This window comes from Virgisporangium ochraceum, from assembly GCF_016863655.1.
GTDB lineage: Bacteria > Actinomycetota > Actinomycetes > Mycobacteriales > Micromonosporaceae > Virgisporangium > Virgisporangium ochraceum.
Genome location: NZ_BOPH01000101.1, coordinates 1 through 16,487, shown reverse-complemented (window position 1 = coordinate 16,487; position 16,487 = coordinate 1). Strand labels below are relative to the sequence as shown.

Below are 16,487 nucleotides of genomic sequence, written 5' to 3'. Positions count from 1 at the left end.
GCGGACGGTCTGTCGTCAGTACGCGTTGACCAGTTCGGCCTGCGCGTTCTCCTTCGTGTACTCCTTGTCGGAGATGATGGTCTTCTCCGCGACGCCCTTGCCGCTGTAGAAGTCCTCGAGCGCCTGGAAGGCGAGGGGACCGAAGCGCGGGTTCGACTCGATGACCCCGGCGATCCAGCCGTCGATGATGCCCTGCACCGCGCCCTTGGTACCGTCGATCGTGATGATCTTGACGTCGCCGGGCTTCTTGTTCGCTCCCTTGAGCGCCGCCACGGCGCCCAGCGCCATCTCGTCGTTCTCGGCGTAGATCGCGGTGATGTTCGGGTTGGCCGAGATCAGCTGCTCGGTGACCTTCTGGCCCTTCTCCCGCGTGAAGTCGCCGGTCTGCTCGGCGACGATCTTCAGCTTGGAGCCCTTCGCGGCGAGCTGGTCCTTGAAGCCCTTCGTCCGGTCGACCGTGACGTTGACCCCGGACGCGCCGAGCAGGATCGCCACGTCACCCTGGTCGCCGGTCGCCTTGATCATCGCGTCGGCGGCCCGCTCACCCTGCTTGACGAAGTCCGAGCCGATCCAGCCCAGGTAGTCCTTGCAGGCGGTCTTCGTGGTCAGCAACCGGTCGATCGTCATGACCGGCACCTTCGCGTCCTGCGCCGCCTTCAGCGCCGGGTCGAGGCCCTCGGAGTTCAGTGGCGAGATGATCAGCGCCTTGGCGCCCTGCGCGATCATGCCCTGGATGTCGGCGATCTCCTTGTTGAGGTCCGACTGGGCGTTGGTCGTGATCAGCTTGATGCCGCGCTTGGCCGCCTCGTCCTTGATGGACTGGGTCTCGGTGATCCGGAAGGGGTTGGCTTCCTTCTCCGACTGGGCGAAGCCGACGGTGATGTTCTTCAGGTCGAGCTTGGGAACGCCGCCGTTGTACTTGTCCGGCGTACATCCGCTCGCCCCGGAGGTCGCCTGGACCTGCTGGGCCGAGTCGCCCTGGGCGCCGGTCTGTTCGTTGTCGTCGGCGCCCTTGGTGCAGGCACCGGCACCGAGTACGAGCATGGTGAGGACGGTGCCGACGGCGGTGCCGCGGAAGAGGTGTCTGGACCGAGGCATCGGATGCCTCCCTTTCCATAGGTACGGCGGAGCGGGCGCCGCAGCCCGCGGGAAGGGGCCGTCGACGCCACAAGATGAAAGAGTTTGACTGAACGTGGTCGGATAGTAGTCGCAAGATGCCAAGTTCTGTCAAGTGCGTCGACGCCGGTGACAGGACATTCGACGAACTTCCGCCGTCCCGGGCCGCGCGGCGCCGCAACCGGGGATCGTCGGGCCGGCGATCCCCGGCCGGTGATCCGCGGTCAGGCGATCCGGACGTCGATGCCCTCGGCCCGCAGCCGGCGCACCACGGCCCCGTCGGCCCGCTCGTCGGTGACGAGGATGTCCATCCGGTCGCTGGGAACGGTCTGGCACATGGTGTCGCGGCCGAGCTTGGTGTGGTCGGCCAGCACCACCACCTGGCTGCCGGCGGCCATCATCGCCTGGTCGGTCGCGGCCGCGAAGACGTTCGGCGTGGTGAGTCCGCGTTCGGCGGTGACGCCCTCGCCGGACAGGAACACCTGGGCGCCACGCAACCCCTGCAGCGCCTGCTCGGTGATCGGCCCGACGACCGCGCCGATCGAGCGGCGCAGCGCGCCACCGATCAGCAGCACGTCGATCTGCGGCGCCGGGACCAGCGCGTCCGTGACGGTGACCGAGTTGGTGACGACGGTGAGGTGGCTGATCGCGGCGAGGTTGCGGGCCAGCGCGGTGGTCGTCCGGCCGGGGCCGAGCAGGATCGCGCTGCCCGGCGCCACCAGGGCCGCCGCCGCGGCGGCGATCGCCTCCCGCCCGGCGCGCTGCGGGTCGGAACCGTCGTCGCCGCGCGGGTCCGTGGCCGCGCCGGCACGGTCGTGGACCGCGGTCGGACCGCCGGGCGGCGCCGCCGCCGGCCAGGCGGGACCCACGCCGCCGCGGGTCGCGGTGAGCAGCCCGTCGGAGACCATCGAACGCAGGTCCCGGCGCACCGTCGACTCGGAGATGTGCAGCGCGTCGGCGAGCTCGCGGAACGAGACGTAGCCGCGGTCGCGTACGTGCTCGAGCAGCCGCCGCCGACGCTCAGCGATCAGCACTGACGACACCTCCCCGGTCCGCGCCTTGGCAAAATATGTCAGATCCTGTCACCGCTGTCCAGCAGCGCGCAGAAACGCGTGTACGCGGTCTCCACCGCGTCGGATCCGTGCGGCTCGAACCGGCGCGGCGGGAGAGATCGTGCCACCACGTCGCGCAGCTCGGTCAACGAGGTCAGCGCACCCGTCGCCCGGGCCTGCGTGAGCAGGTTGCCCACCGCCGTCGCCTCGACCGGACCGGCGAGCACCGGCCGGCCGGTCAGGTCCGCGGTGAGCTGGCACAGCAACGGGTTCGCGGCGCCCCCACCGACGATGTGCACGACGTCGACCCGCAGGCCCGACAGCTCCTCGGCGCGTTCGAGTGTCCACCGGTGCTTGCAGGCCAGGCTCTCCAGGATGCAGCGCACGACCGCGGCCCGGTCGTCCGGCACGGGCTGACCGGTCTCGCGGCAGCTCGCCGCGATCCGCGCCGGCATGTCCGCCGGCGAGACGAACCGCGGATCGTCGGGGTCGACCAGCCCGCGGAAGGCGGGTGCGTCGGCCGCCGCGGCGACCAGGTCGGCGTACGGCGGCGAGTCCCACGCCGCCCGGCACCGCTGGAGCAGCCACAGGCCGGTCCCGTTGCGCAGGAACCGGATCGTGCCGTCGACGCCGGCCTCGTTGGAGAACCCGGCCGCCATCGCCGCGTCGGTGAGCACCGGTGCGGTCAGCTCCAACCCGACGAGCGACCACGTACCGGACGAGATGTAGCCGAACGTCGGCGCCGCGGCCGGAACCGCGGCCACGGCCGACGCGGTGTCGTGGCCGGCCACCGTCCACAGTGGAACGCCGGGATGGGCGCGCAGCCCACCCACGCGGACGCCCGCGGGCACCACCTCGAAGTCGAAGAGCCGGGGCGGGATGCCGAGCTTGTCGATGACGTCGACCGCCCAGGTACGGGTCGCGACGTCGAGCAGCTGGCTCGTGCTCGCGATGGTCTGCTCGGTGGCGAGCCGCCCGGTCAACCAGTAGCCGAACAGGTCCGGCAGCATCACCAGGCGTCGCGCCATCTCCAGCTGCGGCGAGCCTTCCATCGCGACGAGCTGGCTCGCCGTGTTGATCGGCAACGGCGGGGTGCCGGTGGTCCGGTAGATGGCGCCCGCGCCGGCCCGGGCGGCGACGAGCGCCGTGCTGGCGCGCGTGCGTGGATCCCGGTAGTGCCAGGGGTTCCCGATGAGCCGCCCGTCCCGGTCGAGGAGGGCGAAGTCGTTGCCCCAGGCGTCGATGCCGACACCGTCGGCCGGGGACCCCGACTCCGACACCGCCGCGTCGAGCCCCGCCGACAGGTCGGCGAACAGCGCCAGAACGTCCCAGTGCAGCCCCTGCGGCAACGCGACCGGACGGTTGACGAACCGGCGGACCTCCCGCACCGTGAGCCGGCCGTCACGGAGCGAGCCGCGCAGCACCCGGCCACTCTCCGCACCGAGGTCGACGGCAAGGAACACGGGCACCGCCAGAGCTTAGCCGCGCCGCCCGCCGTGCCGCCCGATCAGTCGGCGCACCCGCCCGCTCGGTCCGTGCCGCCGGACCGGTCCGGTGGCGCTGCGGTGCTCCCCCGCACGACGAGGACGGTGTCGAGCTCGTGCCGCTGCCGGGCCGGCAGCTGGCCGGCGGCGAGCTCGAGCGCCAGCCGGGCCGCCGTCGCGCCCATCAACGCGAACTCCTGCCGCACCGTGGTCAGCGGTGGCGCCGTCCACGCGGCCTGGTCGACGTCGTCGAACCCGACGACGCTGAGGTCCTCCGGGATGCGCAGGCCCGCCCGCCGCGCGGCCTCGTAGACACCGAGGGCCTGCAGGTCGTCGCCGCACGCGATCGCCGTCGGCCGCTCGGGCAGGGCCAGCAGCTCCGCCCCGAGCCGCAGCCCGTCGTCGACGGTGAACACGCCCTGCCGTTCGAGCTCGTCGGTGGCGGCGATGCCCGCGTGGTCGAGCGCGGCGCGGGCGCCGTCGAGCCGGGCGCGGGCCGACAGGTCGCGGACCGGTCCGGTCAGCACGCCGATGCGCCGGTGGCCGAGGTCCAGCAGATGGCGCACGGCGGTGAGCGCCCCGCTCCAGTTGTTCGACCCGACCACCGGTGTCGTGGCCAGCTCCCCGATCGGGTCGATCGCCACCAGGCCGATGCCGCTGGCGGCCAGCCGCTCGCTGTGCTCCACGGTGGCGAGGGAGCACACCGTGATGACCGCCGTGGGCCGCCGGCGCAGCAGCGCGTCGAGCCACGGCTCGCCGGCGTCGAGGTGCCGGCGCACGTCGGTGAACCCGACGGTGCAGTCCTGTTCGCCCGCGACCTCGCCGACACCCTGCAGGATGTCGACGGCGATCGAGCCGAGCATCCGGTCGAAGACGACCTCGACGCACGGCGTCGACGTGGTCGGCAACGGGCGGCGGTATCCGTGGTCTCGCAGCAGTGCCTCCACCCGGCGCCGGGTCTCGAGGCCGACGCCGTGCCGGCCGTTGAGGACCTTCGACACGGTCGGAGGCGAGACGCCGGCGAGCTCGGCGATGGTGGTGATCGGGACGTCTCCGCGGCGCGCTCCCCCGCGCGGTCGCCGTCCGCTCCCCTCGATCACGAACGGAGTGTACGGCGGCGCAGCCGTCGGACGCAGGTCCGCGCCGTCGGTGCCGCCGCGGCACCAGTGGGCGCCGCGGCGGCTGGAGGACTACCGCCGGGTCCAGCGTTGGTTGGCCGCGGCGGTGCACGTCCACAGGATGACGGTGGTGCCGTTGGCCGTGGCCGCGTTGTTGACGTCCAGGCACAGGCCCGACTGGTTGTTGCTGATGGTGCCGTTGGCGTTCTGCGTCCACTGCTGGTTGGTGCCACCGTTGCAGTCCCACAGCTGGGCCTTCGCACCGGCGGCGGCGTTCAGCGGGGCGTCCAGGCACTTCCCGAGGACCTGCAGGGTCTGGCCGTTGAGGGTGAAGCGCTGGTTGGCCGCGCCGGAGCAGTCCCAGATGATCGGCTGGGTGCCGTTGGCGGTGGCGCTGTTCGGGATGTCCAGGCACCGGCCGGAGGCGGCGCTGGCCAGGGCGAACGAGGTCGGCTGGGGGTCGGTGGTGCCGCCGCCGGAGAGCCGGTAGACGACGGTGCCGTGCGCCGGGACGCTCGCCGAGATCGCGCCGGTGGTGGTGCTGGTGGAGTTCGTCCAGGCGTCGAGGAGCGAGAACGAGCTGCCCGACTTGCCGACCGCTGCCGCGGTGGTCGACACCGTGGTGGTGGACGATCCCTGGTTGAACAGCGCGACCGCGACGTCGCCGTTGGCCAGGCGCTTGGCCAGGACCCGCCGGGTGCCGTCGTTGGAGACCTGGACCGCTTGCAGGGCCAGCGAGTCCTGGTTGATGGTCACGAGGTTGCGGTTGCTGAGGATCGCCAGCGTCTGCGCCGACATCGAGCGGATGTCGTTGCCCGCGATCAGCGGCGACGCCATCACGGCCCACAGGGCGAAGTGCGAGCGCATCTCCGTGTCGGTCATCCCGCCGTTGCCGACCTCCATCATGTCGGGGTCGTTGAACTGCCCGGGACCGGCGTAGGAGGCCAGCGGGACGTTGACGTTGACGATGTTCTGGACGCCCATCGGGTAGCCGTTGGTCTGCCCGGAGTTCCAGGTGTTGGTGATGTCCTCGGTGGTGCGCCACATGTTCGCGACGTCGCCCCAGTTGCGCAGCGGGCCGGTCTTGGCGTGGATGCTGTTGGGGTTGATGCTGTAGACGATCGGGCGACCCGTCGCGGCCAGCGCGTCGCGCATCTTCGCGAACGTGGCGACCTGCTGGTCGATGGACCCGTTGGGCGAGCACCAGTCGTACTTGAGGAAGTCGACGCCCCAGGCGGCGAACTGCCGCGCGTCCTGCGCCTCGTGGCCCTGGCTGCCGGTCGCGCCGGGGTAGGAACCGAAGTACTGCGCGCAGGTCTTGTCGACCGGCACCTGGTAGATGCCGAACTTCAGGTCACGGGCGTGCAGGTAGTCGCCGAGGGCCTTCATGCCGCTGGGGAACCGGCCGGGGTCACCCTGCAGGTTGCCGGCGGAGTCGCGGTTCGGGTTGAACCAGCAGTCGTCGACGACGACGTACCGGTAGCCGAGGTCGCGCAGGCCGCTGCTCACCAGCGCGTCGGCCTGCTGCCGGATCAGCGCCTCGTTGATGTTGCAGCCGAAGGTGTTCCACGAGTTCCAGCCCATCGGCGGGGTGCGGGCCACGCCGTTGTTCAGCGCGTGGGCGGCAGTGGCCCGCAGGCCTACGAGGCAACAGGCGAGGAGCACCATCACGGCGACGGCCGTCACCGTCCTTCGGGTCGCACTGGCGCGTTGCATCGCCACCTCCGCGAATGTTAGCGATAACATTTCGTGGCCCATCGTACGTAACAGGCTTGACACATTCAAGTCCCGCGATGGAAGACTTCGCCGGAGCGCCGAACTGAACAACGCCACTTTCGCGAAACATTGTCGCCATCTCTTGACGCGCTCGACCATCATCGATAACAGTCCATGAGGAGCCGGCTTCCCGCCACCCACCACCGAGCCGGCCGACGCGCGGTCCCCCACCGTCGCGCCACGCTCGTCTGTTAACGCTCACATAGCCAACGTCCCGCAGTGGACGTGGCTCCGCCGTACACGGAACACGATCCGCCAGCACACAGCACGGAGGTTGTCATGGTGGAAACCGGATCGGGTGGACCCTCACCCGGCCCGGCGGCGACCGCCGTGCCGCTGTTGCTGGTTGTGGCCGGCGTCGTCGCGGATGGCGGCCGCGGCGACACCGGCCGCCCCTCGCGCGCCGCCGAGGCCGCACGCACCCACCCGGGCACAGCCGAGGAGACCCCGTGACCACCAGACGAATCATCGCCATCGCGGTGAGCGTTCTGTGCGCGATCGCCCTGTCGCCGGTCGCCGCACGAGCCGACAACCCGATCGTGCAGACCATCTACACCGCCGATCCCGCGCCGATCGTCCACAATGGACGCGTCTACCTCTACACCGGGCACGACGAGGACGGCTCCACCTACTTCACCATGCGCGAGTGGCGCGTGTACTCCTCCGCCGACATGGTGAACTGGACCGACCACGGCTCCCCGATGAACCTCGCCACGTTCAGCTGGGCCAGCGCCGACGCGTGGGCCGGCCACGTCGCGTACCGCAACGGCCGGTTCTACTACTACGTCCCCGTCAAGAACCGCTCGACCGGACGGATGGCGATCGGCGTCGGCGTGTCCGACAGCCCGACCGGGCCGTTCCGCGACGCGATCGGCCGCCCGCTCGTCGAGAACGGCGAGATCGACCCGAACGTGTTCATCGACGACGACGGGCAGGCCTACCTCTACTGGGGCAACCCGAACCTCTGGTACGTGCGGCTGAACGCCGACATGACCTCGTTCTCCGGCGGGCCCACCCAGATCCCGTTGACCACGGCCGGATTCGGCGCCCGCAGCGGGAACGCTAGCCGCCCCACCCTCTACGAGGAGGGGCCCTGGGTCTACAAGCGCAACGGGACCTACTACAACGTGTTCGCCGCCGAGTGCTGCTCGGAGTTCATCGGCTACTCGACCGCGCCCGGGCCGACCGGACCGTGGACCTACCGCGGCACCGTGATGCCCCGCCAGGGCGGCAGCTTCACCAACCACGCAGGCGTCATCGACTTCAACGGCGGCTCGTACTTCTTCTACCACAACGGCGCGCTGCCCGGCGGCGGCGGGTACACCCGCTCGGTCGCCGTGGAACGGTTCACCTACAACGCCAACGGCACGATCCCGACGATCAACATGACCACCACCGGGGCGCCGCAGGTCGGCACGCTCAACCCGTACGTTCGGCAGGAGGCCGAGACGATCGCCTGGTCCTCCGGCATCGAGACCGAGGTCTCCACCGAGGGCGGCCTGAACGTCGGCTGGATCGAGAACGGCGACCACATCAAGGTCAAGGGCGCCGCGTTCGGCGCCGGCGCCACCTCGTTCACCGCGCGGGTCGCGTCGGCCGCCGCCGGCGGCCGCATCGAACTGCGGTTGGACGGCGTGAACGGCACCGTCGTCGGAACGTGCACCGTGCCCGCCACCGGCGGCTGGCAGACCTGGACCACCGTCACCTGCCCGGTCAGCGGCGCCACCGGCACCCACGACCTGTACCTGCGCTTCGCCGGCGGCAGCGGCACGCTGTTCAACGTCAACTGGTGGCAGTTCGCCGGTTCCACCGGCGGTGGCGGGAACCTCCTCACCAACGGCGACGCCGAGGGCGGCACCACCGGCTGGGGCGTGTTCGGCAGCGGAACCCTGACGTCGCAGACCGGCACCGTCCACGGCGGCAGCCGCTCGATCGGGATCACCGGACGCACCGCGTCGTGGAACGGCCCGAGCCAGAACGTCACCGCGCAGCTGTCCAACGGCCGGTCGTACACGACGAGCGTGTGGGTGCGGGCGCAGAGCGGCACACCGAGCGCCAAGGTGACCCTCGCCCTGACCGCCAACGGCACCACCAGCTACGTGCAGCTGACCCCGGCGGCCACGCTCAGCACGAGCGGATGGACGCAGCTGACCGGCACCGCGTCGGTCTCCTGGTCCGGGACGTTGACCGGCGCCACCGTCTACGTCGAGACGGCGGCCGGAACCGACTCCCTGTTCGTCGACGACGCCTCGATGCAGTAAGGGATCCCACCATGTCATCCTCGTCACTCAGCCGCCGCCGGCTGCTCCAGGCCGCCGGTGTCACCGCCGCCGCGTCCGCCGGCGGGTCGGCCCTCCTCGGAGGCCACCCCGCCGCGGCGGCGGTCGTGCCACCCGCCCGCGCCGACATCGGCGTGTCGGCGTACCCGTTCGACCCGGGCCAGGTGCGGCTCACCGCCGGCCGCCTCTACGACAACCAGACGCGGACGCTGAGCTACCTCCGCTTCGTCGACGTCGACCGGCTCCTGTACAACTTCCGCGCCAACCACCGGCTGTCGACCAACGGCGCCGCGTCCAACGGCGGCTGGGACGCCCCGTCGTTCCCGTTCCGGACCCACATGCAGGGGCACTTCCTCACCGCGTGGGCGCAGGCCTACGCGGTGCTCGGCGACACGACGTGCCGCGACAAGGCCACCTACATGGTGGCCGAGCTCGCGAAGTGTCAGGCCAACAACGGTGCGGCCGGTTTCACCGCCGGCTACCTGTCCGGCTTCCCGGAGTCGGACTTCACCGCCCTGGAGGCGCGGACGCTGTCCAACGGCAACGTGCCCTACTACTGCGTGCACAAGACGCTCGCCGGGCTGCTCGACGTCTGGCGGTACACCGGCAACACGCAGGCCCGCACGGTGCTGCTGGCGCTGGCCGGGTGGGTCGACACCCGCACCGCCCGGCTCAGCTCGAGCCAGATGCAGTCGATGCTCGGCACCGAGTTCGGCGGGATGAACGCCGTCCTGGCCGACATCTACCAGCAGACCGGCGACGGACGGTGGCTCACCGTCGCGCAACGGTTCGACCACGCGGCCGTCTTCAACCCGTTGGCCGCGGGCCAGGACCAGCTCAACGGCCTGCACGCCAACACCCAGGTACCCAAGTGGATCGGCGCGGCGCGCGAGTACAAGGCGACCGGCACCACCCGGTACCGCGACATCGCCACCAACGCCTGGAACATCACCGTCAACGCGCACAGCTACGTGATCGGCGGCAACAGCCAGGCCGAGCACTTCCGTCCGCCGAACGCGATCGCGGGCTACCTGACCAACGACACGTGCGAGCACTGCAACACCTACAACATGCTCAAGCTGACCCGGGAGCTGTGGCTGCTCGACCCCAACCGCGTCGCGTACGTCGACTTCTACGAACGGGCGTTGCTGAACCACCTCGTCGGCGCGCAGAACCCCGCCGACGGCCACGGGCACATCACGTACTTCACCCCACTGCGTCCCGGCGGGCGGCGGGGGGTGGGACCCGCGTGGGGCGGCGGCACCTGGAGCACCGACTACTCCTCCTTCTGGTGCTGCCAGGGCACCGGTATCGAGGTCAACACGGCGCTCATGGACTCCGTCTACTTCCACAACGGCGACGTCGTCACCGTCAACCTGTTCGTCCCGTCGGTGCTCACGTGGTCGCAGCGCGGCATCACGCTGACGCAGAGCACGACGTACCCCGTCTCCGACACCACCACCCTGACGGTCGGCGGCAGCGGCACGTTCACGCTGCGCGTACGCATCCCGGCCTGGACCTCCGGTGCGACGGTCGCCGTCAACGGCACGGCGCAGAGCATCGCGACGACACCGGGCACCTACGCCACCCTCACCCGCGCCTGGTCCAACGGCGACACCGTGACCGTCCGGCTGCCGATGCAGGTCGTCACCCGGCCCACCAACGACAACGCCGCCGTGGCGGCGCTCACCTACGGACCGGTCGTCCTCAGCGGCAACTACGGCAACGCGACCCTGTCGGGTCCACCCAGCCTCACCACCGGCTCGGTCACCCGGACGAGCACGAGCAGCCTCGCGTTCACGGCCACCGCCAACGGCGCCACCGTCCCCCTCGGCCCGTTCTACGACGCGCACGGCCACAACTACACCGTCTACTGGAACACCGGCACGGGCGGATCCGGCGGCACGGTGCGGCTCGTCAACGCGGGCACCGGCCTCGTGCTCGGCGTGCAGAACATGTCCACCGCCGACGGCGGGCTTGCGGTGCAGTGGGGCGACACCGGCACCGCCGACCACAACTGGGAGATCGTCACCGACGGCTCCGCCGTGCGGTTCCGCAACGCCAACAGCGGCAAGGTCCTCGGCGTGGAGAACATGTCCACCGCCGACAACGCCCGCGTCCTGCAGTGGGCAGACAACGGCACCGCCGACCACCGCTGGACCCTTGTCGACAACGGCGACGGCACCCACCGCATCCGCAACGCCAACAGCGGCAAGCTCCTGGGCATCCTCAACGGTTCCACCGCGTGGGGCGCGCAGGCCGTCCAGAAACCCGACAGCGGCGCCGCCGACACCCGCTGGCGACTCACCCGCTAGGAGGACGAGATGAAACTCCGCATCCTCGCCGTCGCGCTGCTCATGCTCGCCGGCACTGTCGTGACCGTCGGTGCCGGGCCGGCGTCGGCGGCCACCGTCGACACCAACGCCTGGTACGTGCTGGTCAACCGCAACAGCGGCAAGGCCCTCGACCTCTACAATTCGGCCACCAACGACGGCGGACGCATCACCCAGTGGACCCGCAACAACGGCAACAACCAGCAGTGGCAGTTCGTCGACTCCGGCGGCGGCTACTACCGCATCAAGTCCCGCCACTCGGGCAAGGTCCTCGACGTCTACAACTTCTCCACCGCCGACGGCGGCTCCATCGTCCAATGGGCCGACGGCAACGGCACCAACCAGCAGTTCCGGCTTGCCGACTCCGACGGCGGCTACGTGCGGTTCATCAACCGCAACAGCAACAAGGCCGTCGAGGTACAGGGCGCGTCCACCGCCGACGGCGGCAACATCGTCCAGTACAGCGACTGGAACGGCACCAACCAGCAGTGGCAGCTCGTCCCGGTGGGTGGCACCAACCCCAACCCCAACCCGGGCACCTACAACAACCCGGTGGTGTGGCAGGACTTCGCCGACGGCGACATCATCCGCGTCGGTGACGCGTACTACTACTCCGCCTCCACGATGCACTACTCCCCCGGCGCGCCGATCCTGCGCTCCTACGACCTGGTGAACTGGGAGTACGCCGGTCACTCGGTGCCGAGCCTGGACTTCGGCTCCAGCGCCTACGACCTCAACGGCGGACGCGCCTACGTGAAGGGCATCTGGGCGTCGACCCTGAACTACCGCCCGAGCAACAGCACCTACTACTGGATGGGCTGCATCGAGTTCAACCGCACCTACGTCTACACCGCCTCCGCGGTGGACGGCACGTGGTCGAAGCGGTCGCAGATCAACAACTGCTACTACGACGCCGGGCTGCTCGTCGACACCAACGACACCATGTACGTCGCCTACGGCAACGGCACGATCAGCGTCGCCCAGCTGACCGCCGACGGGCTCGGCCAGGTCCGCGCGCAGCAGGTGTTCCAGACCCCGTCCAGCGTCGGGACGCTCGAGGGTGCCCGCTTCTACAAGCGCAACGGCTACTACTACATCTGGCTGACGCGGCCCGCCAACGGCCAGTACGTGCTCCGGTCGAGCAGCCCGTTCGGGCCGTACGAGATGCGCCAGGTGCTGCTGAACATGCCGGGCCCGATCTCCGGCGGCGGCGTGCCGCACCAGGGCGGCCTGGTGCAGACGCAGAACGGCGACTGGTACTACATGTCCTTCGTCGACGCCTACCCCGGCGGCCGCGTGCCGGCCCTCGCGCCGATCTCGTGGACCGGTGACGGCTGGCCGACCATCCAGACCGTGAACGGCGGGTGGGGCCAGACGTACCCGAAGCCGAACATCCCGAGCAACGGCAAGACCGTCAAGCCGATGATCGGCACCGACACGTTCACCACCACCGCGCTCGGACCGCAGTGGGAGTGGAACCACAACCCCGACAACTCACGCTGGTCGGCGGGCAACGGCCTGCGGCTGCAGACCGCGACGGTCACCAACGACCTGTACGCGGCCCGCAACACCCTGACCCACCGCATCCAGGGACCGACCTCGACGGCCACGATCGAGCTCGACTACTCGACGATGCAGAACGGTGACCGCGCCGGCCTGGCGATGCTGCGCCAGACCTCGGCCTGGGTCGGCGTCAAACGCGACAACGGCGCCACCCGCGTGGTGATGACCAACGGCCTCACGATGAACAGCAGCTGGGCCACCACCGGAACCGGAACCGAGATCGCCGGCGCGAACATCTCCGGCGGCCGGATCTGGCTGCGCGCCACCGCCGACATCCGCCCCGGATCCGGGCGCCAGGCCCGGTTCTCGTACAGCACCGACGGGGTGAACTTCACGTCGCTGGGCAACGCGTTGACGCTGGACAACACCTGGCAGTTCTTCATGGGCTACCGGTACGCGATGTTCAACTACGCCACCCAGTCCCTGGGCGGTGCGGTCACCGTGCGGTCCTTCACCCAGTCGACGCCCTGACCCTCGCCGCCGCGCGGGTGGGACGCGCGGCGGCAGACCCGGACCCCGGTGCGCGGCGCGAGCCCGCGCACCGGCCGATCCGGCCGCGCGGACGCCGACCGCGCGGCCGGATCTCACCGCCGCACCGCGACCTCCGTCGCGCGGGCGGCTCTGTCCCACTCCCCCCAGGAAGGCCAGCCCATGCCCCAGTCGCCACCACCGGGCCGGAGACGGTCGCTGCTCCGGGCGTCCGTGCCACTGCTGATAGCCGCGTTGGCCGGTGCCGGCGCCACGGTCGTGGCGCCGGCACCCGCCTCAGCCGCGTCGACGCTCGGCGCCTCCGCCGCGGAGACGGGACGCTACTTCGGCGCCGCCGTCGCCGCCGGCAGGCTCGGCGACAGTGGCTACACCGGCATCCTCGACCGCGAGTTCACCTCGGTCACCGCCGAGAACGAGATGAAGTGGGAAGCCACCGAACCGACCCGGGGCGGATTCTCATACTCCCGCGCCGACCAGATCGTCGACCGCGCCCTGGCCCGCGGCCAGAAGGTCCGCGGGAACGTCCTGCTCTCGCACCAGCAACAGCCCGGCTGGACGCGGAGCCTGTCCGGCGGCCAACTGCGCACCGCGATGAACAACCACGTGACGCAGGTGACCTCCTACTACCGCGGCAAGGTCTTCGCCTGGGACGTCGTGAACGAGGCGTTCGCCGACGACGGACGCGGGTCGCGGCGCGACTCGAACCTGCAGCGCACCGGCAACGACTGGATCGAGGACGCTTTCCGCGCCGCGCGGGCCGCCGACCCGACCGCGAAGCTGTGCTACAACGACTACTACACCGATGGCGTCAACGCCAAGAGCACCGCCGTCTACGACATGGTCGCCGACTTCAGGAACCGCGGCGTCCCCATCGACTGCGTCGGGTTCCAGTCCCACCTGACCAACTCCGCGCCGGGCGACTACCAGGCGAACCTGCAGCGGTTCGCCGACCTCGGCGTCGACGTGGAGATCACCGCGCTCGACATCGTCGGCCCGGACCAGGCCAACGCCTACGCCCACGTCACCCGGGCGTGCCTGGCCGTGTCACGGTGCACCGGCATCACCGTCGCGGGCATCCGTGACAGCGACTCCTGGCGCACCGGCCAGAACGCGTTGCTGTTCGACGCGTCCGGCAACAGGAAGGCCGCATACACCGCGACCCTCGACGCGCTCAACGGCGGCTCGTCCGACCCGCCGGGGCCGGTCGAGGTGCAGGGAACGTCCACATCGGACGGTGCCAACGTCGTCCAGTACCCGGACTGGAACGGCGCCAACCCTCCATGGCAACTCGTCCGGGTCGGATAGAAAGGAAAGCAATGAAGATCCTCCGAAGGCTCGCCCCGTTCGTGGCGGCCGTCGTGGCAACCGGCGTCGTCGCCGTGGTCGAGGCCCCACCGGCCGCGGCGGCCACGGTCGACACCAACGCCTGGTACGTCCTGGTCAACCGCAACAGCGGCAAGGCGTTGGACGTGTACAACCTGGCCACCAACGACGGCGCCCGCATCACGCAATGGGCCCGCAACAACGGCAACCAGCAGCAGTGGCAGTTCGTCGACTCCGGCGGCGGCTACTACCGCATCAAGTCCCGCCACTCCGGCAAGGTCCTCGACGTCTACAACTTCTCCACCGCCGACGGCGGGTCGATCGTCCAGTGGTCGGACCTCAACGGCACCAACCAGCAGTTCCGGCTCGCCGACTCCGACGGCGGCTACGTACGGTTCATCAACCGCAACAGCAACAAGGTTCTCGAGGTACAGGGCGCGTCCACCGCCGACGGCGGCAACATCGTGCAGTACGCCGACTGGAACGGCGCCAACCAGCAGTGGCAGCTCGTCCAGGTGGGCAGCGGCAACCCCAACCCCGACCCGGGAACCGGGTGCTCCCTTCCGTCGACGTACCGCTGGAACTCCACCGGGGTTCTGGCGAACCCGAGGTCGGGATGGGTCTCCCTCAAGGACTTCACCCACGCCCCCTACAACGGCCGGCAGCTCGTCTACGCGACGAACCACGACAACGGGTCCACGTGGGGCTCGATGAACTTCGGCCTGTTCACCAACTGGTCGGAGATGGCATCGGCCAGCCAGAACGCGATGCCGTTCGCCGCGGTGGCACCGTCGTTGTTCTACTTCGCCCCCCGCAACATCTGGGTGCTGGCCTACCAGTGGGGCGGCCCGGCGTTCTCCTACCGCACGTCGACCGACCCGACCAACGTCAACTCGTGGTCGGCGCCACAGACCCTGTTCTCCGGCAGCATCTCCAACTCCCAGACCGGCCCGATCGACCAGGCCGTCATCGGTGACAGCCAGAACATGTACCTGTTCTTCGCCGGCGACAACGGCCGCATCTACCGGGCCAGCATGCCCATCGGCAACTTCCCCGGCAGCTTCGGCTCCACCTCCACGGTCATCATGACCGACTCGACGAACAACCTCTTCGAGGCGGTCCAGGTCTACAAGATCGCGGGCCAGAACCAGTACCTGATGCTCGTCGAGGCGATCGGGGCCAACGGGCGGTACTTCCGCTCGTTCACCTCCAGCAGCCTCAACGGTTCGTGGACCCCGCAGGCCGCGTCGGAGAGCAACCCGTTCGCCGGCAAGGCCAACAGCGGCGCCACCTGGACCAACGACATCAGCCACGGAGAGCTGATCCGCACCAACGCCGACCAGACCATGACCGTCGACGCCTGCAACCTCCAACTGCTGTACCAGGGCCGCTCCCCCAGCTCCGGTGGTGACTACGGTCGCCTGCCCTACCGGCCGGGCCTGCTCACCCTGAGGCGCTGACCTCGGTTCCGACACGAGCGAGCGGGCGGGTGCCTTCCGGCACCCGCCCGCTCTTGTCGTTCAGTGTGTCCTACGGGCTCGTACAGGTGAGCGTGGGGACGGAGTTGGTGCCGCTCCAGTTGCCGTTGAAGCCGAACGTGGTGGTGGCGCCGGCGCCCAACGAGCCGTTGTGCGACACGTTGCGCACGGCGTGGGAGGCGCCGCTCGGGCTGTCGGTGCCGTTCCACATCTGGGTGATCGTCTGGCCGTTGGCGAACGTCCACCGCACGGTCCAGCCGTTGATGGCCGTGCTACCGGCACGGACGGTCACGGTCGCGCCGAAGCCGGTGTTCCACTGGCTGTCGATCCGGTAGGTCGCCGCGCACGCCCCCGGCTGGGTGTTCGGTGACGACGAGGAGCTCGACGGGTCGGTCGGGACGTCCTGCGGGGGTGCGACGCCGTTGGCGAGGCTGTAGGCCAGCTGCGGTTGGAAGCTGCCGGCCTGGAACGCGCAA

12 protein-coding genes are annotated in these 16,487 nt (G+C 70.1%); 6 read left to right on the top strand and 6 right to left on the bottom strand.

The genetic code is table 11. The features are described 5' to 3' along the window. Positions 1-15: 15 nt before the first annotated feature. From Voc01_RS36600 to Voc01_RS36580, 5 genes are all read right to left on the bottom strand, one after another. Positions 16-1,098 (bottom strand): ABC transporter substrate-binding protein, encoded by a 1,083-nt coding sequence (locus Voc01_RS36600; protein ID WP_203932255.1) that lies wholly within the window; start codon positions 1,096-1,098, stop codon positions 16-18. 242 nt (positions 1,099-1,340) lie between these two features. After that, positions 1,341-2,150, bottom strand: a complete 810-nt coding sequence (locus Voc01_RS36595) for a DeoR/GlpR family DNA-binding transcription regulator (RefSeq protein ID WP_203932254.1) — start codon at positions 2,148-2,150, stop codon at positions 1,341-1,343. Positions 2,151-2,188: 38 nt separating this feature from the next. Further along, positions 2,189-3,637 carry a rhamnulokinase gene (locus Voc01_RS36590; protein WP_203932253.1) on the bottom strand — a complete coding sequence of 483 codons (1,449 nt, stop codon included), beginning with the start codon at positions 3,635-3,637 and terminating at the stop codon, positions 2,189-2,191. Between the two features lie 38 nt (positions 3,638-3,675). Beyond that, positions 3,676-4,752, bottom strand: coding sequence for a LacI family DNA-binding transcriptional regulator (locus tag Voc01_RS36585; RefSeq protein WP_203932252.1), 1,077 nt, complete (start codon positions 4,750-4,752; stop codon positions 3,676-3,678). A gap of 90 nt (positions 4,753-4,842) precedes the next feature. Then, positions 4,843-6,486 (bottom strand): glycoside hydrolase family 27 protein, encoded by a 1,644-nt coding sequence (locus Voc01_RS36580; protein WP_203932251.1) that lies wholly within the window; start codon positions 6,484-6,486, stop codon positions 4,843-4,845. Between the two features lie 339 nt (positions 6,487-6,825). Between Voc01_RS36580 and Voc01_RS36575 the strand changes: the two genes are divergently transcribed. The 6 genes from Voc01_RS36575 to Voc01_RS36550 all read left to right on the top strand — a co-directional run bounded on the left by Voc01_RS36575 (position 6,826) and on the right by Voc01_RS36550 (position 15,993). Beyond that, a complete protein-coding gene (locus Voc01_RS36575; RefSeq protein ID WP_203932250.1) occupies positions 6,826-6,999 on the top strand; it encodes a hypothetical protein in 174 nt (57 codons plus the stop codon). Further along, complete coding sequence (locus Voc01_RS36570) at positions 6,996-8,807, top strand: family 43 glycosylhydrolase (protein ID WP_203932249.1); 1,812 nt, start codon at positions 6,996-6,998, stop codon at positions 8,805-8,807. The genes Voc01_RS36575 and Voc01_RS36570 overlap by 4 nt, the downstream gene beginning before the upstream one ends. An 11-nt stretch (positions 8,808-8,818) precedes the next feature. After that, the gene (locus Voc01_RS36565; RefSeq protein WP_203932248.1) at positions 8,819-11,140 is read left to right on the top strand and encodes a beta-L-arabinofuranosidase domain-containing protein; all 2,322 of its coding nucleotides are present in this window, start codon (positions 8,819-8,821) and stop codon (positions 11,138-11,140) included. A gap of 9 nt (positions 11,141-11,149) precedes the next feature. Next, positions 11,150-13,192, top strand: a complete 2,043-nt coding sequence (locus Voc01_RS36560; protein ID WP_203932247.1) for a family 43 glycosylhydrolase — start codon at positions 11,150-11,152, stop codon at positions 13,190-13,192. Positions 13,193-13,372: 180 nt separating this feature from the next. Continuing rightward, positions 13,373-14,515, top strand: a complete 1,143-nt coding sequence (locus Voc01_RS36555) for a glycoside hydrolase family 10 protein (protein ID WP_203932246.1) — start codon at positions 13,373-13,375, stop codon at positions 14,513-14,515. Positions 14,516-14,526: 11 nt separating this feature from the next. Continuing rightward, positions 14,527-15,993: a non-reducing end alpha-L-arabinofuranosidase family hydrolase gene (locus tag Voc01_RS36550; RefSeq protein ID WP_239160741.1), complete on the top strand. Its 1,467-nt coding sequence runs from the start codon at positions 14,527-14,529 to the stop codon at positions 15,991-15,993. Positions 15,994-16,063: 70 nt separating this feature from the next. Here Voc01_RS36550 and Voc01_RS36545 read toward each other — a convergent pair. Further along, a partial coding sequence (locus Voc01_RS36545; RefSeq protein WP_203932244.1) for a cellulose binding domain-containing protein occupies positions 16,064-16,487 on the bottom strand: 424 nt, incomplete at its 5' end.